The organism is Caldisericia bacterium (genome assembly GCA_026414995.1).
In the GTDB taxonomy this organism is placed as follows: Bacteria; Caldisericota; Caldisericia; order B22-G15; family B22-G15; genus JAAYUH01.
Genome location: JAOAHY010000005.1, coordinates 53,274 through 76,476 on the forward strand (window position 1 = coordinate 53,274; position 23,203 = coordinate 76,476).

Here is a 23,203-nt window from a genome sequence, read left to right on the forward strand (position 1 = left end):
AGGTTAATTGTGATTAATAAAGAAGAAATCAAAAAAGTTCTTGAAACAATTGATGCTTTTAAATTAATTTCTTTAAAAGCAGAAAAAGAAAAAAGTGAGTTTACAAGATATATGGCTATTTGGGGATTAATTTTGACTATAACCTTTGCCTATTATGGATTTGGTTTTAAATTTTTAGGAGATCTATTTTGGTTATACATTTTTTTATTTGGTGCTTTTTTATCGACTTTAAAGGTATCAAATTATTTAATTTCTGGAGTTTCTTGGGCATTAACAGGTTTGATTACATCAATTGTTTATAATACTTTTAAAAATTATATTCTTATGCAAATGACATTTGTAGTTTTAATTTTTATAAGTTATTCAATTAACTATTATTATCAAGAGAGATTTAAAAAAGAAGATTATATTCCTATAAAACTTTCTGTTTCTTCAAAAATTGGTATAACATGGGGAATTATTTTTTCTGGTATGGGTTTCACTTTGATATCATTAATAAAATATTTATTGAAACTAAATACAAATTATGACTATAGATTTATTTTTACTCTTCTGTTTGGATTTACTACAGGAGTTGGGATTTTTATTAGTGGTTTAATTGATACTTTATTTTTCATCTTTGGTTTATTTGGAATTTTTGGAGTACCAATTTGTTCAATAATAAATAAAAATTTAGGAATATTAGTTGCATCTTTAGTTCCTCTATTAACATCAATTTATAGTGGATTTATATATTTTAAAAGGAGTAAAAAATGAAAATAATTGAGGTGAATGATTTAAAAAAGTATTATGGAGTGATTAAAGCAGTCGATGGATTGAGTTTTTATGTTTTTAAAGGTGAAGTTTTTGGAATGGTTGGACCAAATGGTGTAGGAAAAACAACGACAATTGAATGTGTAGAAGGACTAAGAAAACCAACTTCTGGAGAAATTAAAGTTCTTGGAATGAATCCATATAAAAATAGAGAGAATCTTTACAAAAAAATTAGTGTTCAACTTCAAGAAACAAGATATCAAGATAAAATAAAAGTTTGGGAAATATTAAAACTTTTCTCTTCTTTTTATGAAAAAGGAGTAAATTATGAAGAGCTTTTAGAAAAATTTGACCTTAAAAATTTTAAAAATAGTTTTGTTTCAGATCTTTCTGGTGGACAAAGACAAAAATTATCAATAATACTAGCACTTATTCCTGATCCTGAAATTGTCTTTCTTGATGAACTCACAACAGGTCTAGATCCGAAAGCAAGAAGAGATATGTGGAAATTTATTTTAGATTTAAAAAAAGTAGGAAAAACAATTTTTCTAACTACACACTATATGGAGGAAGCAGAAGTCTTATGCGATAGAGTTGCAATAATTGATAAAGGAAAAATTATAGCCCTTGATACACCATCAAACTTAATTAAAATGAGTAATCTTGATGAAGTTATTAAATTTGAGGGAGATGTTTTTGATTTAGAAAAATTTTATCAAATTAAAGGAATAACAAAGGTTCTTTTACAAAATGGTGAGATAACTCTTATGGGTAAAGGTGAGGATTTTTTAAAAAATGTTGTTGATTTTTTGTATACAAATAAAGTTAATTTTAAAAATTTAAAAACAAAAAAACCAAATTTAGAAGACACTTACCTTTCTTTAACAGGAAAGATTTATGAGGAGGTAAAACAATGAAAACTCTTTATGAATTAATTAAAGTTGATTTTAAACTTCTTTTAAGAGAATTTATAGTTGTTTTCTTTGCGATTATATTTCCAGTTGCTATAGTTTTAATGATGGGTGGAATTTATGGAAACAAACCAACACCCTATTTTGGTGGTTTTGGTTCAGTAGATGTTTTAGTTCCTTCATATCTTGGAGTTATACTTGCAGTAAATGGTATTATGAGTTTGCCTTTGACTCTTGTTGAATATAGAGATAAAAAAATTTTAAAAAGATATATGGCAACTCCTTTAAAGCCAATTTATATAATAATTTCTCAAATAGTTGTTAATTTTATTTTAACCTTAATAGGTTTTATTCTTTTATATTTAGTTGCAAAAATTGTTTTTGATTTAAAGTTTTATGGAAATGTATTTATTTTTTCTTTATCATTTGTTTTATCTACCTTATCTTTATTTTCAATTGGTTTTATAATTGCAAGTTTAATATCAAATCCGAGAACAGCAAGCACATTCGCATATATAATTTATTTTCCAATGCTTTTTCTATCTGGATCAACAATACCAATTGAAAATTTTCCAAAATTTATGCTCACTTTATCAAAATTTTTCCCTTTAACCTATATAGTAGATCTTTTTAAAAGAACTTGGCTCAAAAGTGATATTTCCTGGGTAAAACTCAATTTAAATTTAAAAATAGATTTAATAGTAATAATTTTAATGATGGTTATTTGCTTTATAATTTCTATTCTGACATTTAAATGGTATTATGATTAATTACATAAGTGACATTATCACCTGTAATAATTAAAAGATATGCTTATAGATTATGCGAAGATAAAATTTTTATGAAGAGTTGATTAATTTTAAAAGTTGAAGAAAAATAAAAAATATTATAGTGCTTATTTAAATAATTGCAATAGATTGATTAAAAGATTTTGAGACATTGAAAAAGTTGTCGAGAAAGGTGAAAATATAATTAGTTTAAATTAGATTAAAAATATTAGATTTAAGGTATATTATATTGTGAGTCAAGTAAATTTGATTATAAATTGAAATTGTAATAAATCAAAAGGAGAAAGGAGGATAAGAATTGTTTGGTTTAATTTTGGTTGCATTGGGTGTTCTTTTTTTGCTTAAAAATTTAGGAATAATTTCAGGCGATGTTTGGGAAATTTTTTGGCCAATTTTACTAATAATTCTTGGATTATGGATAATTATTGGCTCTTTCACAAAAAGAAAATTTTTCAGAAATTTTTTTAGTTGTAGAAGAGATTTTCATGAAGATTTCCCTTTTGAGAAGAAAGATAAAGAAGAAGAGTGATTCTTATTTAATCTCTATCGCGTGTTCTGGGCATCTTAGATAACATTCAAAACAAGAAATACATCTTTTAATGTCAATTGAGTGATTTGATAAATCAATACATGATGTCGGACAAATTTCAGTACAAATTTCACAATCTGTGCATAAATCTTTATTTATTTGAAAAGAAGTTTTACTGAAAATAGAAGATTTTCTTTTTGTTGGTAGTTTTGCTTTTTGAATTAAAATATCAAATTTGTCTCCTTTTATTTCAATATTAGTTAATTTGTTTTCACCTAAATTTCTTAATGATATTGAATTAAATATTGGATTATCTTTTGGTCTTAAACCAACTAAAACAGAACCAACAGAATCTATTGATAATATGTCATTTGAAGATAAAAGGACATTTAACTCTTTTTTGTTTCCTCTAATTTCATCACCTTCAAAAATTGAAAGTCCATCAAGGAAAACAAGCTTTATTTTTTCATTTATGATTGAAATGATCTCTGAAAGTGCCTCACCAAGTATAGTTAAATTTGCGCCATAAAAAAGAGTCTCAACTTTTGTATATGATGGGGTTAAAGATAAAATACCAATTGTTGCGCCTTCAAAAATATAAAATGGGTGAAGTTTGATTTTAGATATTGAAATTAGTGAATTTGCCCAAAAATATGATTGTGGTAAATATAATTTGCTTAAAACTCTTCTATGGGTATGTTCTGTTCCTCTTCTTACTGGTCCTATTGTGATCTTTTTGTGTTGAACTTTAACAAAACCTTCTCTCATAAATGAAATAATTTCAACAGGATAAGATTTTAATATTGAGTATAATTTTTCATCAAGATATTCAACAACAGGAACACCAATTCTTAATTGAACTCCAAAATTTATAAGTTTTTCAATTAATTCTTTTATTAAATTCTCGTCTGGATAAGTTGAAAAAGTAGTTTTTTTATCATAAAAGCCATCAAAATAAACTAAAACTCTTTCACCTTCAAGGAATGGTTTATCTTTAAAAATATTAAATGTTTCTTCCAAAAAATTTGAAATTGTTGATGTGATAACTTTTTTTAAAAAAACCTTTGTCTTTTCCATGTTTTAATTATATAATGTAACAAATGATTTTAAAATGAATCTATTAATTATAAAAAGGAGGAGATTATGGAAAAGATAGGTTTAATAGTTGATACTGCAGGGGATATACCAAGAGAAATAGTTCAAGAATATAACATAGTAGAAGTTCCATTTTATCTTTATTTTGAAGGAGAAGAAAATTTAGTTTATAAAGAAAATGTTACTTTAAAACCAGAGGATTTCTTTAAGATAATGAGAGAAAAAAAGAAACACCCAAGAACATCACAGCCAAATATGGAAGATTATCTTAAACCAATGGAAGATCTTGTTAATCAAGGTTATAATAATATACTTGTTATGACCTTATCAGCAAAATTTAGTGGGAGTAATCAATCTGCTCAACTTGCAAAAGATGAGTTGAATAAAAAATATCCCAATGTAAGGGTTGAAATTTTTGACACAAAATCTGCAACTCTAGGAGAAGGAATTCAACAAATAGTTGCTGCAAAAATGATAAAAAAAGGCTCTCTTTCTTTTAATGATATATTAAAAAAATTGTGGATAATAAGAGATAAAACTTTTGTATTCTTTACAGTTGAAGACCTATATTTCTTTTATCTTGGTGGAAGACTAGGTAAAGGAACTGCATTTTTAGGAAATATAATGAATTTAAAACCAATAATGCAAGTAAAAGACGGAGAAGTTGAACCACTTGAAAGGGTCAGGGGAAGAAAAAAATCTTTAATGAGAATTGCAGAATTAGCAAAAGAAAACATTAAAAGTTTGGAACATCTATATGTTGGCTCTCCTCATGCTGATTGTCTTGAAGATCAACTTTTCTTAATTGAATATTTCAGAGAGATAACAGGTTTCAAAGGGGAAATAATAACTAGAATTATGGGAACAACAATTGGTGCTCACCCAGGTCCAGGAACAACTGGGCTTTGTTTCTTTGAAGAAAATTTAGAAGGAGTTATTTAAAAAATTTTCTTTTATAATTAATATGTGAAAAAAATAATCTCACTAATTTATCAAGGTTATATTTATTCCTTTTCAAGAAAAGGAAAAGATGATATTTTATTAGAAAAATTAAAAAGGGTAAATAGAAATTACTTTACACCAAAAATTTACGAAATTTTTGGTAATCTTTTAATTAAGAATGGTGATTTTTCTTTAGGAGAAGAAATTTTAAAAGAGGGAATAGAAAAATTTAAAAAGGGGAGAGGAATTTATAGAACTTTATCTCAACTCTATTTAAGAAAAGGTGAGATTGATAAAGCAATAGAGGTAATAAAAAAGGCAAAGGAAAACAATAGAGAAACTTACTGGTATAATCTTGTTCTTGGAGATTTATATTATTATGAGAAGAAAGATTTAGATAGTGCTTTGAAAGAATATGAGGAACTTCTAAAAAAAGAAAATGTACCACTTAACGAAGATATTAAATCTCCCGCAAGATATCTTTTTAAAAGGTTATCTAGAATTTATTTTGAGAAAAAGGAATATGAGAAAGCAAAAGAATTTTATGAGAAATTTTATAATTTAAAGCCATCAAATTTTTATGAAAAAGATTTTTTATATTATGGTGAAACACTCTATAATTTGGGAAAAATTGATGATGCAATAAAAATATGGAAAGAAGGTATTCAAAGAAGAAGAGGAAACATAATTAAAAATGGAGTTAAAATATATGGAATCGATTTAGGAGAGGTAGAAAAAATTGAGATTAAAGATAGTGCTCTAAGAATACCTATTAAAACATCACTTATTACTGAAAGAAGTGATATTTTTGAAGAAATTAGAGAAAAAACAAAAGGAATTTTAAAAGATGGTGACATTATAACAATTGCATCAGCAGTTGCTGCAATTGCTGATGGAAGGGTTTTTTCTGTTGAGACAATTAATCCTTCAATATTTGCGAAAGTTTTATCTTCCTTTGTTTCAAGAAACAAAAATAATCCTTTTGCAACAACAGCTCCTCTTTCAAATCCTTATGCAATGCAAATTGCAATTGAAGAAGTAGGCCTTTTAAGAATTTTAATTGCTTCTTTTTTTGGTTTTTTAGGTAAAATTTTTAAAAAAAGAGGTATATTTTACATTATTGCCGGAAAAATTGTAACTCAAATTGATGATATGCCTGCTTCAATGCCTCCATATGATTATTATGTGATTTCTGGAGTTCATGACTCTAAAAAATTTTTAAATAAAGTTAAAGAAATTACAGGATGCGAAGCTTGTATTGTTGATGCAAATGATCTTGGAATTGCATGGGTTGTTGATTCAACAGATGGAGTTGATAAAAATTATGTTGAGAAAGTTTTATCTGATAATCCTCAAGGAAATGAAGATTTTCAAACACCAATTGTTATAATCAGAAAGAATATTGAGTAATTCTATCTTTTACAATTTCAAATATTTCATTTGATAGACTAATTTTATCTTTTTCTCCATCAAATATAACATATCTATTTTTATAAATCTTTGATAAAATTAGATATCCATTTCTAACTCTATCTAAATAATCAATTCCCTTTTTTTCTATTCTATCAGGATCTCTAACTCTTTTTATTGAAGTTGTAGGTGAAACATCAAGTAGTATTGTTAAATCAGGTTCAAGAATTGTTATTTCTCTATGTATTCTTTCAATAAAATTTATTGAAAGCCCCCCACCATATCCTTGATATGCAATTGAAGAATCCTTAAATCTCTCAGAAATTACTACTTTTCCTTTGCTTAACTCTTTTATTATTTCTTTTACATGAGCACTTCTATCTGAAGCAAAAAGAAGAAATTCTGTTAATGTATCTATTTCTCCATTAAATTTTAAAAGAATTTCTCTTACCATTTTACCAATCTCTGTTCCACCTGGTTCTTTTGTCCAATAAACTTCAATTCCTAAAGAGTTTAGATTTTCCACAAGAAGGCGGGCTTGTGTTGATTTACCACAACCATCAATTCCTTCAAATGTTATAAAAAAACCACCTATTTTGGAAAGATAATTACGCATCTAAAAGGCTCCTCTCCTTGACTTTCAGATTTCAAACCAAACTCTCTAATTATTTTATGTTGAATTTTTCTAATGTGGCTTGGTGCTGGATATAATGGATATGGTTTTCCAGTAGATAAAACTTCTTTTACACCTTCTTCAATTTCTTTAAGATAATCTCTTTTTTTATCAATAAAAGCATTTCTTAATTCAAGACAAACTTTCCTTATGTTCGATTTAGTATTTGATTTTACTTTAAAAACTTCAACTCCTCTTTTTTTTGCTTCATTTAAAATTCTTCCACTTTTTTTCTCTTGAGTTTTGGCAATTATTAAAACTTCAGCATCTTCAATTGAATCAACAAATTCCCAATCAAGACCAACTGACCTTAAACCTTGTTCTAAGAAATCTCTTGATACTCCATATGTAAATATTCTTAATGGAGTATAAGTTGGTAATTTTTCTGCTTCACTTTCCTTTTTAATTTCAAATTTTCCATTAACTGTTCTTCTTCTGATTTCAGGGTTTAAAGGATATCCTCTTAAATATTTATCAACAACTTCAGCAACATCATAATAGACTGAAAGTGTATCTCTATCTCTTATTTCAATCAAAATGTCGAATGATGGAGGAGAAGATCTTTCTAAAACAGTTTTTTGAGTTCCTCTTCTTTGTGCTTCTTCGTCTCCTAAAATAACAGTGGTTATTCCACCAAGTAAATCAGAGAGAACAGGATTTATTAATAAATTATCAAGTGTGTTTCCATGTGCTGTTGCAATTAATTGCACTCCTCTTTCTGCAATTGTTCTACATGCTTCTGCTTCATCTTTTCTTCCTATTTCGTCAATTATAATTACCTCGGGATTGTGATTTTCAACTGCTTCAATCATAACATCAGCTTGGCTTCTTCCATATGGAACTTGCATTCTTCTAGCAGAACCAATTGCTGGATGAGGGATATCACCATCTCCTCCTATTTCATTAGAAGTATCAACTACAACCACTCTTTTTCCTAACTCCTCTGATAAAACTCTCGCTGCTTCTCTTAAAAGAGTTGTTTTGCCAACACCAGGTCTACCAAGGAGAAGAATGCTTTTTCCTGTTTCAAAAAGATCTCTAACAATATCTATAGTTCCATAAACTGCTCTTCCAACTCTTAAAGTTAATCCAACAATATTTCCCATTCTATTCTTAATACATGAAATTCTATGAAGGGTTCTCTCAATACCAGCTCTGTTATCTCTATCAAAATCACCAATTCTATTTTTTACATATTCAATATCTTCTCTTGTAATTATTTCATTTGAAAGATAAACTTTACCATCTATAAATCTTGCCTCAGGTTTTCTTCCAAGATCAAGAACAACTTCAATTAAATCATCCCATCTATCAAGTTTTTTAAGTTCATTTTTAACAAAAGGAGGCAAAACTGAAAAAAATGCCTCCATTTCATATTCTTTTAATTTATAAAGTTCTGTCTCTTTTAACATAACGCTTTGCCTCCCAAAAATAGTTTTCTATCTCAGAAATATATTTATCTAAATTAAGAAACATATTATAAATATCTATATTTGTTGTATCAAATCTATAAACAGGTGATAAGTTATAATTTTTTATCCAATCTTCATATGCTTTTTCAAGTTTCTTAAGATATCCTCTTTTAATATTTTTTTCATAATCTCTTCCTCTCATCTCTATTCTTTTAAGCAATATATCAACTGGTGCATACATATATATAAGTAAATTTGGATTTGGAAAATTCCTTTTAACAAGATTATAAATTTCTTTATACAAATTATATTCCTCCTTTGAAAGAAGAAGTTTTGCAAAAATCTCTGCATCTTCATAAATTGTTCTATCTATTATAATAGAATCTTCTCTTTTTTCAATCTCTTCAAAAATTTTTAACCTTTGAACAAGAAAAAACAGTTGAGAGTGAAGCGCCCATCTTTTTGGGTCAGAATAAAAATCTTTTAGAAAAGGGTTTTTGTCTTGTGGTTCAGAGAGTATTACAAATCCCCACTTTTTTGCTAAAATCTTTGCAAGTGTTGATTTTCCCACCCCTATATTTCCACATATTGCAACTATAAATTTTCCCATGTATTAATTTTATCATTTTATTAAAATGGTTTTTTAATTAATATTTTTCAAAAGAAATTATATCTTCAAGTTTTTTTCTTCTCTTTTCAGGAATTTTATCTTGAAGAGGATATCCAAGTGTCATTAGTGCTGCAACTCTTATATTATCAGGTATTTCGAGCACTTCTTTTACTAATTTCTCATCAAAATCACCAATCCAACAGGTTCCAAGACCAAGATGTGTTGCTTGAAGAGCAATGTGTTCCATTGCAATTCCAATATCTAAAATTGAACTGTCATACCACCCTCCCATTTTAAAACTTGGTTCAGTGACACAACCAACAATTAAAACTGGTGCATCTTTTATAAATTTAGCCCATGTTGTCGGCTCTCCAATTTTTCTTCTTTTTTCAGGATCTCTTACAACAATAAATTTCCATGGCTGTTTGTTATTAGCTGATGGAGCTAAACGAGCTGCTTCAAGACATTCAAGTATTAATTCTTGTGGAACATCTTTACTTTGATATTTTCTCACACTATACCTTTCTAAAATCTCTTTTAAAATCATAAATTCACTCCTTTAATAAAAATTCTATTGAATTTTTTAAATCATTTTCAAGTGTTGTAGATAGACCTGTTATTGTTAGTGCTATTTTGCCTTCTTTATCAATTAAAAAAAATTTTGGAATTCCACTGACACCATATTTTTGTGCAATATTAAAGCCTTTTATTGTTATTGGGTATTCAATTTTACTTTTCTTGATATAATCAATAACTTTATCAAAATCACTTTCATCATCAAGATTCATACCAATTACAACAAAACCTCTATCTTTATATTTATTGTATAAAGAAACAATAATAGGAGTTGATTTTTTACATGGACCACACCACTCAGCCCAAAAATCAAGCAAAACTACTTTACCTTTAAATTCATTTAAAGTTAAATAACCGCCATCAATAGTTGATAAACCAAAGTTATGTGCTACTTCTCTTTTTTCTTTCACTATAAAATCATTAGGAAGATTTGAAGTTGAAACATTTGAATTATCAACTTTTTTTGAGCATGAAGATAAAGAAATAAAAAAAATTAATATTATTAATATAAAAATTGAAAAAAATTTCATTTCTTTTTCTTCACCTCTTTTCTTTTTGAAAGTATACTTTTAGCCCATTTTTTTGACTTAAAGAAAACATACCAAAATGGAATTATTATTGCAGATATATACAAAGCACCAGTTATTATATTTAAAACTCTTAAGGGTGTTTGGGAAATATTTATTTTATTTAATATAGGTAAAAGAAATCTTAAATCAACTGTGTGTTCAAGAATTATTCCTATCAAAATTAAAATAAGTCCATATAAAGAATATGGAATTGTCTCATTTATTTTTGATACAAAATATTGTGTAGGTCTTATATCTTTATAAACTTTTAACTCATTTGTGATTAAAGAAAAGAAATGATTACCAATTGAAAAAAGGTAAACTATTACAACAATTAAAAGAGGACCTCTAAATGAAAATAGTTTAACTTCATTATAAATTGGTCTTACTATAAAGAATAAAAGAATAAGATTTGGAAGAAGATTAAATATTATAAATGTGATAATTTTTAATGTTAAAGGTTTTAACTTTGGAAATTTATCTTTTAAAATTCTGTAAATAAAAGTTGTAAAAGAGAGTAGGATTGTTAATCCAAGAGCAAGAGATAAGAAAAATCCAAAAGAGACAAGAAGTGTATGTGGTATAGAGGATAAGAAGAGAGCAAAACCTTTATACTCACCTTTTGGAATATTTAAAACTGATATTGTTCCAGTTCTTAAAAATATAAATGATAAATAATTTATATATTCAATTAAAAGAAAGACAAGAAAAATTAAAGGAAATCCTATCCATGATAGAAATATATTTCCAAAATAAAATATAACTCCAATTAAAAGTGAGAAAATTAAATATAAAATAGGTGAGGTTATTTGAGAGAGGAAATTTTGATATAGATTTTTTAAGTTTAAATTTAAAAAGAGATCAAGATTTGGATTAAGTGTAGGAGCAATAAATGAAATTACTAGTAAAAAAATAATAAAATTAACTACAAATAAAAAGTTGTGAGAATCGCGATTTACTTTAAGAATGAACTCCTCTAATCTTTTCTTCATTATTCACTCCTCCTTGAGTTTCAAGCATTATAATTAAAATTATACCACTTTTATTGTATAATGGAAAAAATGAGAGCTTTTCTTGCTTTACCAATTGATAATGAAACAAAAAAAGAGATAAATATATTAATTGAAAAATTTAAAAAAGAGATTAAAGGGAAAGTCAAGTGGGTTGAAGAAGAAAATCTACACTTCACAATTTTTTTCTTTGGCGAAATAGATAATAATAAAGCACAAAAAATAATAAACACAGTTGATATTTATAAAACGAAATTTAGTAAATTTAAAGTAGAAATTAAAAAAATTTCTTTTTTTCCAAATGAAAAAAGCCCTAGAGTAATTTTTTTAGATATAACACAAGGAACAGATGAAATGAAAAAAATATATGAAATACTTTTTCCAGATTTAAACAAAATATTACATTTAAAGAAAGAAAATTTTGTTCCTCATCTAACAATTGGAAGGGTAAAAGATATCCTTTTTGAAGAAGATATTAAAAAACTTTTAAATGAAAAAATTGAAATAAACCCTTTTTATTTAAATAAAATAACTCTTTTTGAATCAAAATTAACACCAGAGGGGCCAATTTATAAATCAATCAAAGATTTTCTATTCTAATCTGGAGGTACATATGAAAGTTTTAAAAGAAGAAAGTTTTAACGAAAAAACAATTCAAGTTGTTATGGGTGATATAACAGAAGAGGAAACAGATGCAATTGTAAATGCTGCAAATAGACATCTATCTCATGGAGGAGGGGTTGCAGGTGCAATTGTAAAAAAAGGTGGATTAGTTATTCAAGAAGAAAGTAATAAAATAATTGAAGCAAGAGGGCCACTTAAAACAGGTGAAGCAGTAATAACAACTGCAGGAAACTTGCCATGTAAATATGTAATTCACACTGTTGGACCAGTTTGGGGAGAAGGAGACGAAGAGGAGAAATTAAAGAAAGCAATTGAATCTGCACTCCAAGTTGCAACAGAAAATTTAATTAGTTCAATATCAATTCCAGCAATAAGTTGTGGAATATTTGGATTTCCAAAAAAGAGAGGCACAGAAATAATTTATAAAACTGTTAAAGATTATTTAAAAAAAAGACAAACAACTATAAAACTTGTGCGTCTTATTGGAATTGGTGATGAAATTCCTAACCTATTTAAAGAGGCAATGGAAGAAGGTTAAATATTAATGTTTCTTTTTTATTAAATCTTTTTCACAACACCCATTATATTCAATTTGTATAGTTGAATGATTAATGTTAAATTTATCTTTTAAAATAAATTCTATCTTTTCTCTAATTTCATCTCCTTTGCTAATAGGATAATCTTTTTTAAGTTTTATATGACCTTCAAAAAGATAGTTTTTATCATCTAATTGCCATATATGAACATGGTGAAGGTTTGAAACCCCCTCAATTTTTTCTAATTCAATTTTTAATTTATCAAAATCGAAACCATAAGGAGAAGCCTCAAGAAGAATTTTTATTGATTTTTTAAAAATTTCAAAACCCTCTTTTATAATATAAAAAACAATTAAAAATGTTAATATTGGATCAATCCAATAAATTTTAAACAACATCATTAAAACTCCACCAACAATAACAGCAACAGAAGATAATGTATCCATTAAAAGATGAAGATATGAAGATTTTATATTTAAATTTTCTTTTGAAAAACTCTTTAAAAGTATTACTGAAACTCCATTTAAAATAAAACCAATAATTGCAATCATTAACATTAAATTTAAATTTATTATTTGAGGCTTAAAAATTCTTGAAAAGGCTTCTTTTATTAAAAAAAATGAAATAAAAAAAAGAAAAATCGAGTTTATGAGAGAAGCTAGAATTTCTGCTCTTTTACCTCCAAATGTAAATTCATAAGAGTTTTCTTTTTTCGAAAACCTTATTGCAATAAGAGAAATAATTATTGATAAAGTATCTGATAAATTATGAAATGAATCTGAGAGAAGTGATAAACTTTTTGAAAAAATTCCTCCTAAAAATTCAGAAATAAAAATAAATAAATTTAAACTTATAACGATTAATAAATTTCTCTCTTTTAAATCTCTATGTTGTTCAGACATAACTATTTATGATATCTTTGCTCCTGTATCAATGTCTTTATCAACAGTTAATAGGGATAGCTTTCCATTTTTTGATGCAGCAAGAAGCATTCCTTCACTTAAAATTCCTTTGAGTTTTTTAGGTTCAAGATTTTTTAAAACAATAATTTTTTTACCAATTAACTCATTATCTGAATAATGTTCTCCAATTCCAGCAACAATAGTTCTTACTTCATTTTCAATCTTAATTTTTATTTCAATAAGCTTCTTTGAATCTTTCACTCTTTTTGCCTCTATTACTTCTGCAACTCTTAAATCAAGTTTTTGAAAATCCTCTATTGTTATATAATTCTCTTTAATTTCAACTTTTTCTTTATCACCCTCAATTCTTGGAAATATTGGAGATACTTCTCTTAAATTAAATTCACGCTTCCATGGGAAAATTTTTTCTTTTATTAACGTGCCTTCCTCCTCTTTGCCTAATGCATATAAAAATCTCCTAGATGATGTAATTAATATTGGAGAAAGTAAATTAATAATTGTATAAATTCCATGAAAAACGGTTGATAAAACTTTTTCACATTCCTCTTTATTATCTTTATAAAGATTCCATGGTGCTTTTGTATCAATATATTTATTCAAAATATTTGCTAAATTATTTATTTTAATAGGAACATCAGAAAGTTTTAAATTTTCATAAAGATTAACAGTCTCATCAAACTCTTTATCAAATATTTGATAAATTTCATCATCAAAATTTCCGTTGAGTTTTCCATTGAAATATTTAAAACCCATATTTAGAGTCCTATATAGGAGATTTCCAAGGTCATTTGCAAGTTCACTATTGTATCTTGTAATATATGAATCATAAGAAAAGTTTCCATCTTCTCCAAAAGTCATGTCTCTTAAGATGTAATATCTAAATACGTCTACTGCAATATCTTTATCAACATTTGCTTTTTCCATAAACCAATTAATAACTTCATCTGGTTTAATGAAATTTCCTTTTGATTTACTCATTTTTTCACCGTGTGAAAGCCAAAAACCATGTGCATAAATTTTTTGTGGTAATGGAATACCAACTCCCATTAACATTGCAGGCCAAATAATTGTATGAAATCTAGTAATATCTTTACCTATTAAATGAAGGTCTGCTGGCCAATATTTTTTGAAATTTTCTTCATCTTCTAAAAAACCACTAACTGTTACATAATTTATTAATGCATCAAACCAAACATATATTGTTGAGTTTTCTTCTCCTGGAACAGGAATTCCCCAACCTATTCCTTTTCTTGTTATTGAAATATCTTTTAATCCACTTTTTATCAATGATAGCATCTCATTATATCTTGATTCAGGTTCAACAAATTTTGGATTATTTAAATAGTGTTTTAGAAGTTCATCTTGAAATTTTGATAAAGCAAAGAAATAATCTTCTTCTTTTATAAATTCAACAGGTCTATTACAAACAGGACAAATATTTCCTTCTTTTAATTCATCTTGAGAGAAAAATGTCTCATCGAAAATGCAATACCAACCTTCATAAATTCCTTTATAAATATATCCATTTTCTTTTAATTTATTGAAAAAATATTGAACAACCTTCTCGTGTCTTTTTTCAGTTGTTCTTATAAAAATATCATATGATATATTAAATTCATTAAATACTTTTTTAAAACTTTCTGAAAGAATATCAACAAATTGTTTTGTATCTATTCCTTTTTCTTGAGCAACCTTTTTCACTTTACTAGCATTTTCATCTGTACCAGTTGAAAAAAGCACATCAAATCCTAATTTTCTTTTTTCTCTTGCTATTATATCTGCAATTGTTGTTGTATAAACATGGCCTATATGAGGTTCATCATTTACATAGTAAATTGGAGTAGTGATGTAAAATTTCTTCATTCTAAATCCTCCTTTTCAAATCTTTATGAGTAAATTTTATAAATTTACAACCCCAATTTCAAGTATTAATTTATTTTTTAGTTTAAATTAATGTTTCATAACTTCTATTTATAATTCACATAATCTTAAATTAATTCTTTTTTTCTATATCTTTTAAATTTTTAAAAAATTCTTGTTTTTTATAAAAATTTATTTTAAAATTAAAAACTGTTTTTTAAGGGGTAAAAATATTATTATTAATCTTCATATAATTTTCTTTTTAAAATATTTTTTATTCCTTTATATTTTTTAGTCATAAATTTCAAAATATCCTCTTTTGAAAAACTTAGATTTTTTAAAATTTCAAAATCTTTTTCCCATTCTTTTCTTTCAATACCCTCAATTAATATAACATATTCTCCCTTAATTTCACTTTTTTCTATTTCATAAAAAACTTCTTTTAATTTGCCTCTATAAACCTTCTCGTTTATTTTAGTTAATTCTTTTATAATTGATATATTTCTTTCAGGAAATTTCTCTTTTAAAATTTTAAGAGTTTTTAAAATTCTATGTGGAGATTCATAGAAAATAATTGTTCCATTTATAAAAAAATATTTATTTATTAAATCTTCAATTTCACCTTTTTTTCTTGGAAAAAATCCTAAAAATATAAAAGGTGTGGTTTTTAAACCAGATATAATAAGAGAGCTAATAATTGAAGATGGACCTGGAATAACTTCAATTAAAATTCCATGTTTAATTGCTTCTTTAACAATTACTTCTCCTGGATCTGAAACACATGGAGTTCCAGCATCAGAAACAAGTGCAACATTTTTACCTTTTTTCAATAAATCTATAATTTCATCTTTTCTTTTTGCTTCATTTCCTTCAAAATATGAGATAAGTTTTTTATTTTTAATTCTGTATCTATTCAAAAGTTTAATTGTTACTCTTGTATCTTCACATAAAATTATTTCCACTTCTCTTAAAATTTTTAAAGCCCTTATAGTAATGTCAGAAAGATTTCCTATTGGTGTAGATACAATATAAAGTTTGCCAAACAATTTAAAATTCTTTTAATTTATTTATGACCTTATTAAGAGAATATTTTATTGTTCCAAGATTTCCTGCTTTGGTTGTTATTATAATTAAAATACTTTCATCAAATTTATTAATGATTAATCTTCCTCTTTTCATCTCAACAATTACTTCCTCAAGTTCTCCCATATACATTGAATTTGAAATATCAGTAAGTAAACCTACTAAGGAAATACCTAACCCTCCTAAAATCTCTCCTTCAAAATCAGAAGATAGCTCTGAAATTGTTTCTCTTTTTTGAGCATTTACATAAACATAACCCAAAACCCCGCTTGTTTTTAAAATTTCAGATAAAATATCTTTTATCATTTTCTCTCCTTTGATAAATTAAGTGCCTTTGTAAACATCTCAATTGCTTCTTTATACATACCTTTCTTTAAATATTCATCTCCTAATTTTTTGTAATATTCTTTATCTTTAATCTCTTCTACCTCTTGCTTAGTTTGTAATTTTACCTCTTCTTTTTCAACAATTTCTTCTTTAATTAACTCTTCTTCAGAAATCTTTGTCTCTTCTTTAATCTCTTCTAACTCTTCTTCTTTTATTTCTTCAACTTCTATTTGAGGAATTTCAATTTTTTTCTCTTCAATTTTTTCAATAATATATTCCTTTTCTTTTACAAAAGTTTTATATATTTTTTCATATAGTTTATCTTTTAAAGATACCAACTCTTCAAAATCTCTTTTATCAAAATGATAATTTTCATATCCTTGAGAAAATGCTTTAATAAAATCTTTTAAAGGATCTACTTCATAACACTTTTCCCAATATTCATCTTTTTTTCTTCTATTACCAGCCATTTCTTGAAATTTTCCTAAAATAAAAAGAGCCTTAGGATAATATGGATGATAAATTAAAATTCTTTCCAACTCTTCAATCGCTTCCATTAATCTATCTTCATTTCTTAAAGTATATGCATAAAGAACCTCATATGGCTTTTTATTTCCATTTTCTTCTTTAATTTTTTTCATCTCATTACTTGAGATAAAACCATTATAAACCTTTGTTTCAGTGTCTTTAAATTTTGATATATCAGGAAGTTCTTCATTTGTTATTAAAGAATATAATTTTCTTATAAAAACATTTTTTGGATTATAATCAAACCCTTCTTTAAGATATTTTATTGCAATATCATTTACTCCTAGAATGTAATATATTAATCCGAGTAAAAAATAAACACAATCATTTTCAGGATCTATTTTTAGAGCTTGTTTTAATTCAATTTCACTCGATTTAAAATCATTTTTCATAAGATATGATATTGATAAATCTATTTGAGATCTTATAAAAGATGGTAAAACAAGTAAACTTTTTAAACTTATTAATGTTGCTTCATCATAATTTCCATTTAATATAAGATATTCAGATAAAACTGCATGTGAAGATAACAGTTGTGGATTTCTCTCAACTTTCTTTCTATAAAATTCAATTAAAGGTATTAATTCTTCCATGATCCCCTTTGGTGCGCCCGAGAGGATTTGAACCCCTATCCGTAGCTCCGGATGCTACTGCTCTATCCACTTAAGCTACGGGCGCTTTAAATTATTGTATAATAAATAAAAGAATTGTTCAAGGAGGAAGTGATGGAGATAAGAAGAGAACAATTAAAGAAGGTTTCAAATACAAAGTATATGATTGAGGTTGGAACAATTCCTGGAATGAATGTACCAGGAATTATTTATGCATCTGATAAAATGATTCCAAAAATTTTAATGGATAAATCACCAATACAAGTTGCAAATGTTGCAACACTTCCAGGAATTCTTAAAGCATCCATGGCAATGCCAGATATTCATTGGGGCTATGGATTTCCAATTGGAGGAGTTGCTGGTTTTGATGTCGAAAAAGGAGTTATTTCACCTGGCGGTGTAGGATATGATATAAATTGTGGAGTTAGACTTTTAAGAACAAATTTTAAAAAAGAAGAAATACAAGGAAAATTAGAAGAACTTTTGAATAAATTATTTGTAAATATTCCTTCTGGAGTAGGTTCAAGTGGAAAACTTCGCTTAGGTCCAAGAGACCTTGATGATGTAATGTTAAAAGGAGTTAAATGGGCAATTGAAAAAGGTTATGGAAGGCCAGAAGATCTTGAAACAATTGAAGAGCATGGAAGTATGCAAGGTGCAGATCCTGGTGCAGTTTCAAGTAGAGCCAAAGAAAGAGGTGGACCTCAACTTGGAACACTTGGTGCAGGAAACCACTTTCTTGAGATTCAAGTTGTTGAAGAAGTTTATAATGAAGAAATTGCAAAAGTTTTAGGTTTATTTAAAGGACAAATAACAGTTTTAATTCATACAGGAAGCAGAGGACTTGGACATCAAGTAGCATCAGATTATATAGAAGTTATGTTAAATGCAGCAAGAAAATATGGAATTAAACTTGTTGATAAACAACTTGCAGCAGCACCATTTACATCTCCTGAAGCAAAAAGATATTTCGCAGCAATGGTTGCAGCAGCAAATTATGCATGGGTAAATAGACAACTAATAACTCACTGGACAAGAGAAACATTTAAAGAAGTTTTTAAAAAACCTGATAGAGAGATGGGTCTAGAGATAATTTATGATGTTGCACACAATATCGCAAAGGTCGAAGAGCACACCATAAATGGAAAGAAAATTAAAGTTGTTGTTCATAGAAAAGGTGCAACTAGAGCATTTCCACCAAATCACCCTGAAGTTCCTCCTCAATATAAATCAATAGGACAACCTGTTTTGGTACCAGGGGATATGGGAAGATACTCTTTTGTCCTTGTTGGAACTAATAAAGCAATGCAAGAAACATTTGGTTCAACCTGTCATGGAGCAGGAAGAGTTATGAGTAGAACTGAAGCATTAAGAGAAGAAGATGCAAATGAGATTATAGATACACTTGGGAAAAGAGGTATAAAAGTTAAAGCAAAAAGTAAAGAAACATTAGTTGAAGAATCACCAGAAGCATATAAAGATGTTCAAGATGTTGTTGATGTTTTACACGAGGAGGGAATATCAATAAAAGTTGCAAAATTAAAACCAATTGCAGTTATGAAAGGATAAAAAAAGGAATTTTGGGAGGAGTTATCTTACTTTTGCTCCTCCCCTTCTTTTTTTCTTGTAATAATAATCCAAAGATAAACTTTAGTTTTGTTTTCCCCCAAGATGGAGATTATGTAACAAAAGGAGAACTTATAATTGTTGAATTTTCAGATCTAAAAGATATAAAAGACTTAAAAATAACTCTTTTTGGTGAAAATTTAACAAAAAATTTAGAATATGAAATAAAAGAAAATAGATTATACTCTTCTTTTCCACAAGAGATTTCTGATGGAGAATATAAATTAATAACAACTTTTTATATAAAAGAGATCTTATTTAAAAAGGAAATAAATGTAATATTAAACTCTGAAATTCCAATTTGGGAAAATATAATATACCCAATTTATATAAGATCTGGGAGAGAAATAACAATAGAATCTATATCTTCAACTCCATTAAAAGAGATAAAAGCTATTTTTGATGATGGAACAGTTTTAAATTTAAATTATTCAAAAGAAAAAGATATCTGGCAAGAAAAATACACAATTTCAAACTTCGTAAGCGAAGGAAGCCACATTATTAAGTTTGAAGGAATTGATCTAAAAGGAGATAAATTGGAAGATACAAAAATTTTTTATGTTATAAATTCAGATCCTGTTATATATTCTCCTCTTGATGGCCTTGAAACAACTTCAAATGAAATTTCTCTTTTTGGATTTTATGAAGAAGATAAAAACATAGTTATATATTTAAACAATAAACCATATAGAGAAATTAAGGTTGATCCTGATGGAAATTTTTTTACAAATTTAATTCTTTTACCTGGAATTTATACAATTTTTGCAAAAGATCCAGAATCAAAATTTCTGGGGTCATCTTCACTTCAAGAAATAAAAATAAAGATATTTAATGAAGGATTAACTGTATTATGCTATCACAATGTAAGTAATAAAGGTGGAAATATATATACAATTACTCCTGAGGAGTTTGAAAATCAGATAAAATATATAAAAGAAAAAGGTTATAAATCTATTTCAATTGAAGAACTTTATGATTATTATATTAATGAAAAAGAGATTCCTAAAAAAAGCATATTAATAACATTCGATGATGGCTTAAAAGGTGTTTATGAGTTTGCATATCCAATTTTAAAAAAATATGGTTTTAAAGCCACATTTTTTGTAATTGTAGGAAGAGTAGGGAGAGTAAATAATTATGTAACATGGGAAAATTTAAAAGAAATGTATGAAAGTGGTGTTTTTTCAATCGGTTCTCACACATTTGATTCCCACAAAACACATTCAAGTGAAGGAAAATTTATATCAATTATTTCAAAAAATGGCGACAATGAGGGCTTTGAAAGTTTTAAAAATAGAGTTCTAGAAGACTTTAAAAAATCAAAAGAAGAAATAGAAAAAAATGTTAAAAATAAAGTAATTTCATTTGCATATCCCTATGGAGAATATTCTAATGATACAATTCAATTTTTAAAAGAAAGTGGCTTTATATTTGGATTTACAGTTTATAAAGGAATAAATTTAAAAAGAACATCAAAATTTGAATTAAAAAGATATTCTATTTATAGAAGCACAGATATTAAACAAATAATAAACTAGAAAAATTTAAAAATATTGGTAATATTATTAAAATGTTAAAAAAAATTAATTTTTTTAAAAAATTAAAAAATTGTAAATTAATTTTAATTAGTTCAATCTTTTTACTTATAATTATTATTATACTTCCTTTTTTTACATATGAAGGTTATGATTTTATACTTAATACTGTAAGCCGTTTAGGTGCACAAAATACACCTTATTCAATTGTTATTAATACAGCATTTTTTATTTTAGGTATTAGTATAATTTTAGAAGTTTTTTTAAATGTAAGAATAAAAGTTTATTTGTTTTTTTTAAGTTTGATTGGTATTGGTTTTATTTTAATATCATTTTTTAATGATGCTCCTATATTGTCTGGATTAGAATATAATGTTTTAGAAAATCAACTGCACTTAATTTTTGCTTATTCAATTTATTTTGTTTCTGTTTTATTTTTATTAACTATTACCATATTTGACAAATCAAATATTAAAAAATTATTAAGTTTTATTACAGGAATTAATCTCTCAATTTTTGGAATTGTAATTTATAATTTTCAAAATTATGCAGGTTTAATTGAAAGATTTATATTATTTTTTTCACTTGTATGGTTAATAATTTTTATTGAAATTCAAAGAAAGGAAAATAGAAAAGCGTTAAAATAATTTTTTCTTTTTTTAAGTTAATATGATAAAATTTAATTCGGTAATTTTTATTATAGGAGGGATTTATGAAAGAGTTTAAAAATGAACCATTAGTTGACTTCAAAAATGAAGAGAACAGAAAATTAATGGAGGAGGCTATTAAAAAAACTGAGAGCGAGTTTGGAAAAGAGTATGAAATGATTATTGGGGGAAAAAGGATAAAATCAAATGATAAATTCAAATCAATAAACCCATCAAAGAAAGATGAAGTTATTGGGTTGTTCCAAAAAGGAAATGAAGAACACGCAGAAGAAGCATTAAAAGTTGCATGGTGTACATTTAAAACTTGGAAATATGTAAATGCTGAAAAAAGAGCAGAATATTTATTTAAAATTGCAGATACTCTAAGAAAAAGAAGGTTTGAATTTAATTCATATTTAATTTTAGAAGTTGGAAAAAATTGGTTTGAAGCAGATGCTGATACTGCTGAAGCAATAGATTTTTGTGAATATTATGCAAGAGAGGCTCTTAAATATGACAAAGGACAACCTGTGACTCAATATGATAATGAAAAAGATGAAATGATTTATATTCCTCTTGGTGCAGGTGCAGTTATTCCTCCTTGGAACTTTCCACTTGCTATTCTTGTAGGAATGACAACATCAGCGATTGTTACTGGAAATACTGTTGTTTTAAAACCCTCTAGTGATGCACCATTAATTGCAACAAAATTTATGGAAGTTTTAGAAGAGGTAGGAGTTCCAGATGGAGTTGTTAATCTTGTAACAGGTCCAGGCTCAACTGTAGGAGAATATTTAGTTAAACATCCAAAAACAAGATTTATATCATTTACTGGATCAAAAGAGGTTGGTCTTCGCATTGTTGAAGAAGCAGGAAAACATAGAGAAGGACAAATTTGGATTAAAAGAGTTGTTGCAGAAATGGGTGGAAAAAATGGAATAATAGTTGAAGATGATGCAAATATAGACAGTGCAGTTCAAGGATGTCTTCACTCTGCTTTTGGATTTCAAGGCCAAAAGTGTTCTGCATTATCAAGATTATTCTTACATGAAAAAATTTATGATGAATTTTTAGAGAAATTTGTAAATAAAGTTAAAGAGATAAAAATTGGACCAACAAAATATTTTGAAAATTATCTTGGACCAGTAATAAATGAATCATCATTTAATAAAATTATGTCATATATAGAAATAGGAAAAAAGGAAGGGAAATTACTTCTTGGTGGAGAACCATTTGAAAATAGAGAAGGATTTTTCATTAAACCAACTCTTTTTGTAGATGTTGATATTAAAGGAAGGTTAATGAAAGAAGAAATTTTTGGACCAGTTGTAGGAATTGTTAAATATAAAAATCTTGATGAAGCAATAGATATGTTTAATGATACTGAATATGGACTAACTGGTGCAATATATACAAAGGATAAAGAAAAAATAGAAAGAGCAAAAAGAGAAATGCATTGTGGTAATCTTTATATTAATAGAAAATGTACTGGTGCTCTTGTTGGAGTTCATCCTTTTGGAGGTTTTAATATGTCTGGAACAGATTCCAAAGCAGGAGGACCAGATTACCTCCTTTTATTTTTACAGGCAAAAGCAATAGGACATTATTTAGGTGAATAAAAAAAC

At 26.6% G+C, this 23,203-nt stretch carries 24 protein-coding genes and 1 tRNA gene; 12 read left to right on the forward strand and 13 right to left on the reverse strand.

The genetic code is table 11. The annotated features are described in order from the left end of the window. Positions 1–9 precede the first annotated feature (9 nt). The 4 genes from N3D74_03115 (at position 10) to N3D74_03130 (ending at position 2,981) form a co-directional block, all read left to right on the forward strand. Positions 10–756 carry a hypothetical protein gene (locus N3D74_03115; protein ID MCX8095164.1) on the forward strand — a complete coding sequence of 249 codons (747 nt, stop codon included), beginning with the start codon at positions 10–12 and terminating at the stop codon, positions 754–756. Continuing rightward, complete coding sequence (locus N3D74_03120) at positions 753–1,670, forward strand: ABC transporter ATP-binding protein (GenBank protein ID MCX8095165.1); 918 nt, start codon at positions 753–755, stop codon at positions 1,668–1,670. The genes N3D74_03115 and N3D74_03120 overlap by 4 nt, the downstream gene beginning before the upstream one ends. Continuing rightward, positions 1,667–2,434: an ABC transporter permease gene (locus tag N3D74_03125; protein MCX8095166.1), complete on the forward strand. Its 768-nt coding sequence runs from the start codon at positions 1,667–1,669 to the stop codon at positions 2,432–2,434. The genes N3D74_03120 and N3D74_03125 overlap by 4 nt, the downstream gene beginning before the upstream one ends. Positions 2,435–2,750: 316 nt before the next feature. Beyond that, on the forward strand, positions 2,751–2,981 hold the full coding sequence (locus tag N3D74_03130) for a DUF5668 domain-containing protein (protein MCX8095167.1): 231 nt from the start codon (positions 2,751–2,753) through the stop codon (positions 2,979–2,981). Between the two features lie 3 nt (positions 2,982–2,984). On the opposite strand, the gene N3D74_03135 is transcribed toward N3D74_03130, so the two are convergent. Next, entirely contained in the window at positions 2,985–4,058 is a 1,074-nt protein-coding gene (locus tag N3D74_03135; GenBank protein MCX8095168.1) for a DUF362 domain-containing protein, read from the reverse strand. Positions 4,059–4,124: 66 nt separating this feature from the next. On the opposite strand from N3D74_03135, the gene N3D74_03140 reads away from it, so the two are divergent. Next, the gene (locus N3D74_03140; protein ID MCX8095169.1) at positions 4,125–5,018 is read left to right on the forward strand and encodes a DegV family protein; all 894 of its coding nucleotides are present in this window, start codon (positions 4,125–4,127) and stop codon (positions 5,016–5,018) included. A 24-nt stretch (positions 5,019–5,042) separates the two neighbouring features. Then, positions 5,043–6,428: a coenzyme F420-0:L-glutamate ligase gene (locus N3D74_03145; protein ID MCX8095170.1), complete on the forward strand. Its 1,386-nt coding sequence runs from the start codon at positions 5,043–5,045 to the stop codon at positions 6,426–6,428. Here the strand turns inward: N3D74_03145 and tmk are convergent. The 6 genes from tmk to N3D74_03175 are packed head-to-tail and all read right to left on the reverse strand — an operon-like array spanning position 6,409 to position 11,260. Then, the gene (gene tmk / locus N3D74_03150; GenBank protein ID MCX8095171.1) at positions 6,409–7,044 is read right to left on the reverse strand and encodes a dTMP kinase; all 636 of its coding nucleotides are present in this window, start codon (positions 7,042–7,044) and stop codon (positions 6,409–6,411) included. The genes N3D74_03145 and tmk overlap by 20 nt on opposite strands. Next, positions 7,020–8,513 carry an AAA family ATPase gene (locus tag N3D74_03155; GenBank protein ID MCX8095172.1) on the reverse strand — a complete coding sequence of 498 codons (1,494 nt, stop codon included), beginning with the start codon at positions 8,511–8,513 and terminating at the stop codon, positions 7,020–7,022. Before N3D74_03155 ends, tmk begins: the two co-directional genes overlap by 25 nt. Beyond that, positions 8,488–9,123 carry a deoxynucleoside kinase gene (locus tag N3D74_03160; GenBank protein MCX8095173.1) on the reverse strand — a complete coding sequence of 212 codons (636 nt, stop codon included), beginning with the start codon at positions 9,121–9,123 and terminating at the stop codon, positions 8,488–8,490. Before N3D74_03160 ends, N3D74_03155 begins: the two co-directional genes overlap by 26 nt. Positions 9,124–9,160: 37 nt before the next feature. After that, the gene (locus N3D74_03165; protein MCX8095174.1) at positions 9,161–9,670 is read right to left on the reverse strand and encodes a nitroreductase family protein; all 510 of its coding nucleotides are present in this window, start codon (positions 9,668–9,670) and stop codon (positions 9,161–9,163) included. 4 nt (positions 9,671–9,674) lie between these two features. Continuing rightward, positions 9,675–10,229 carry a TlpA family protein disulfide reductase gene (locus N3D74_03170; protein MCX8095175.1) on the reverse strand — a complete coding sequence of 185 codons (555 nt, stop codon included), beginning with the start codon at positions 10,227–10,229 and terminating at the stop codon, positions 9,675–9,677. Continuing rightward, a complete protein-coding gene (locus tag N3D74_03175; protein ID MCX8095176.1) occupies positions 10,226–11,260 on the reverse strand; it encodes a hypothetical protein in 1,035 nt (344 codons plus the stop codon). Before N3D74_03175 ends, N3D74_03170 begins: the two co-directional genes overlap by 4 nt. A 60-nt stretch (positions 11,261–11,320) precedes the next feature. Here N3D74_03175 and thpR point away from each other — a divergent pair, with 60 nt between their 5' ends. Together thpR and N3D74_03185 are read left to right on the forward strand one after the other, a co-directional pair. After that, positions 11,321–11,878 carry an RNA 2',3'-cyclic phosphodiesterase gene (gene thpR / locus N3D74_03180; protein MCX8095177.1) on the forward strand — a complete coding sequence of 186 codons (558 nt, stop codon included), beginning with the start codon at positions 11,321–11,323 and terminating at the stop codon, positions 11,876–11,878. 13 nt (positions 11,879–11,891) lie between these two features. Continuing rightward, positions 11,892–12,440 (forward strand): macro domain-containing protein, encoded by a 549-nt coding sequence (locus N3D74_03185; protein ID MCX8095178.1) that lies wholly within the window; start codon positions 11,892–11,894, stop codon positions 12,438–12,440. Positions 12,441–12,443: 3 nt separating this feature from the next. On the opposite strand, the gene N3D74_03190 is transcribed toward N3D74_03185, so the two are convergent. The 6 genes from N3D74_03190 to N3D74_03215 all read right to left on the reverse strand — a co-directional run bounded on the left by N3D74_03190 (position 12,444) and on the right by N3D74_03215 (position 17,837). Next, positions 12,444–13,340, reverse strand: coding sequence for a cation diffusion facilitator family transporter (locus N3D74_03190; GenBank protein MCX8095179.1), 897 nt, complete (start codon positions 13,338–13,340; stop codon positions 12,444–12,446). Between the two features lie 6 nt (positions 13,341–13,346). Further along, the gene (gene metG, locus N3D74_03195) at positions 13,347–15,224 is read right to left on the reverse strand and encodes a methionine--tRNA ligase (protein ID MCX8095180.1); all 1,878 of its coding nucleotides are present in this window, start codon (positions 15,222–15,224) and stop codon (positions 13,347–13,349) included. Between the two features lie 236 nt (positions 15,225–15,460). Beyond that, on the reverse strand, positions 15,461–16,267 hold the full coding sequence (gene rsmI / locus N3D74_03200; protein MCX8095181.1) for a 16S rRNA (cytidine(1402)-2'-O)-methyltransferase: 807 nt from the start codon (positions 16,265–16,267) through the stop codon (positions 15,461–15,463). Position 16,268: 1 nt separating this feature from the next. Then, positions 16,269–16,610 (reverse strand): hypothetical protein, encoded by a 342-nt coding sequence (locus tag N3D74_03205; GenBank protein ID MCX8095182.1) that lies wholly within the window; start codon positions 16,608–16,610, stop codon positions 16,269–16,271. After that, complete coding sequence (locus N3D74_03210) at positions 16,607–17,752, reverse strand: hypothetical protein (protein ID MCX8095183.1); 1,146 nt, start codon at positions 17,750–17,752, stop codon at positions 16,607–16,609. The genes N3D74_03205 and N3D74_03210 overlap by 4 nt, the downstream gene beginning before the upstream one ends. Positions 17,753–17,761: 9 nt before the next feature. Next, positions 17,762–17,837: transfer RNA gene (locus tag N3D74_03215), tRNA-Arg, on the reverse strand. A 95-nt stretch (positions 17,838–17,932) separates the two neighbouring features. Between N3D74_03215 and N3D74_03220 the strand changes: the two genes are divergently transcribed. From N3D74_03220 to pruA, 4 genes are all read left to right on the forward strand, one after another. After that, positions 17,933–19,339 (forward strand): RtcB family protein, encoded by a 1,407-nt coding sequence (locus N3D74_03220; protein ID MCX8095184.1) that lies wholly within the window; start codon positions 17,933–17,935, stop codon positions 19,337–19,339. Between the two features lie 32 nt (positions 19,340–19,371). Further along, positions 19,372–20,934 carry a polysaccharide deacetylase family protein gene (locus N3D74_03225; GenBank protein ID MCX8095185.1) on the forward strand — a complete coding sequence of 521 codons (1,563 nt, stop codon included), beginning with the start codon at positions 19,372–19,374 and terminating at the stop codon, positions 20,932–20,934. 32 nt (positions 20,935–20,966) lie between these two features. Then, positions 20,967–21,578: a DUF998 domain-containing protein gene (locus N3D74_03230; GenBank protein ID MCX8095186.1), complete on the forward strand. Its 612-nt coding sequence runs from the start codon at positions 20,967–20,969 to the stop codon at positions 21,576–21,578. A 65-nt stretch (positions 21,579–21,643) separates the two neighbouring features. Then, entirely contained in the window at positions 21,644–23,197 is a 1,554-nt protein-coding gene (gene pruA, locus N3D74_03235) for an L-glutamate gamma-semialdehyde dehydrogenase (protein MCX8095187.1), read from the forward strand. Positions 23,198–23,203: the final 6 nt, after the last annotated feature.

What these genes read in the sequence shown, in the direction of transcription:
- N3D74_03170 (MCX8095175.1), bottom strand. Translation starts at nt 10,229, where the DNA reads ATGAAATTTTTTTCAATTTTTATATTAATAATATTAATTTTTTTTATT.
- thpR (MCX8095177.1), top strand. Translation starts at nt 11,321, where the DNA reads ATGGAAAAAATGAGAGCTTTTCTTGCTTTACCAATTGATAATGAAACA.
- N3D74_03165 (MCX8095174.1), bottom strand. Translation starts at nt 9,670, where the DNA reads ATGATTTTAAAAGAGATTTTAGAAAGGTATAGTGTGAGAAAATATCAA.
- pruA (MCX8095187.1), top strand. Translation starts at nt 21,644, where the DNA reads ATGAAAGAGTTTAAAAATGAACCATTAGTTGACTTCAAAAATGAAGAG.
- N3D74_03175 (MCX8095176.1), bottom strand. Translation starts at nt 11,260, where the DNA reads ATGAAGAAAAGATTAGAGGAGTTCATTCTTAAAGTAAATCGCGATTCT.
- N3D74_03135 (MCX8095168.1), bottom strand. Translation starts at nt 4,058, where the DNA reads ATGGAAAAGACAAAGGTTTTTTTAAAAAAAGTTATCACATCAACAATT.
- N3D74_03230 (MCX8095186.1), top strand. Translation starts at nt 20,967, where the DNA reads ATGTTAAAAAAAATTAATTTTTTTAAAAAATTAAAAAATTGTAAATTA.
- N3D74_03205 (MCX8095182.1), bottom strand. Translation starts at nt 16,610, where the DNA reads ATGATAAAAGATATTTTATCTGAAATTTTAAAAACAAGCGGGGTTTTG.
- N3D74_03220 (MCX8095184.1), top strand. Translation starts at nt 17,933, where the DNA reads ATGATTGAGGTTGGAACAATTCCTGGAATGAATGTACCAGGAATTATT.
- N3D74_03160 (MCX8095173.1), bottom strand. Translation starts at nt 9,123, where the DNA reads ATGGGAAAATTTATAGTTGCAATATGTGGAAATATAGGGGTGGGAAAA.
- tmk (MCX8095171.1), bottom strand. Translation starts at nt 7,044, where the DNA reads ATGCGTAATTATCTTTCCAAAATAGGTGGTTTTTTTATAACATTTGAA.
- N3D74_03185 (MCX8095178.1), top strand. Translation starts at nt 11,892, where the DNA reads ATGAAAGTTTTAAAAGAAGAAAGTTTTAACGAAAAAACAATTCAAGTT.
- metG (MCX8095180.1), bottom strand. Translation starts at nt 15,224, where the DNA reads ATGAAGAAATTTTACATCACTACTCCAATTTACTATGTAAATGATGAA.
- N3D74_03140 (MCX8095169.1), top strand. Translation starts at nt 4,125, where the DNA reads ATGGAAAAGATAGGTTTAATAGTTGATACTGCAGGGGATATACCAAGA.
- N3D74_03125 (MCX8095166.1), top strand. Translation starts at nt 1,667, where the DNA reads ATGAAAACTCTTTATGAATTAATTAAAGTTGATTTTAAACTTCTTTTA.
- N3D74_03210 (MCX8095183.1), bottom strand. Translation starts at nt 17,752, where the DNA reads ATGGAAGAATTAATACCTTTAATTGAATTTTATAGAAAGAAAGTTGAG.
- N3D74_03120 (MCX8095165.1), top strand. Translation starts at nt 753, where the DNA reads ATGAAAATAATTGAGGTGAATGATTTAAAAAAGTATTATGGAGTGATT.
- N3D74_03190 (MCX8095179.1), bottom strand. Translation starts at nt 13,340, where the DNA reads ATGTCTGAACAACATAGAGATTTAAAAGAGAGAAATTTATTAATCGTT.
- N3D74_03155 (MCX8095172.1), bottom strand. Translation starts at nt 8,513, where the DNA reads ATGTTAAAAGAGACAGAACTTTATAAATTAAAAGAATATGAAATGGAG.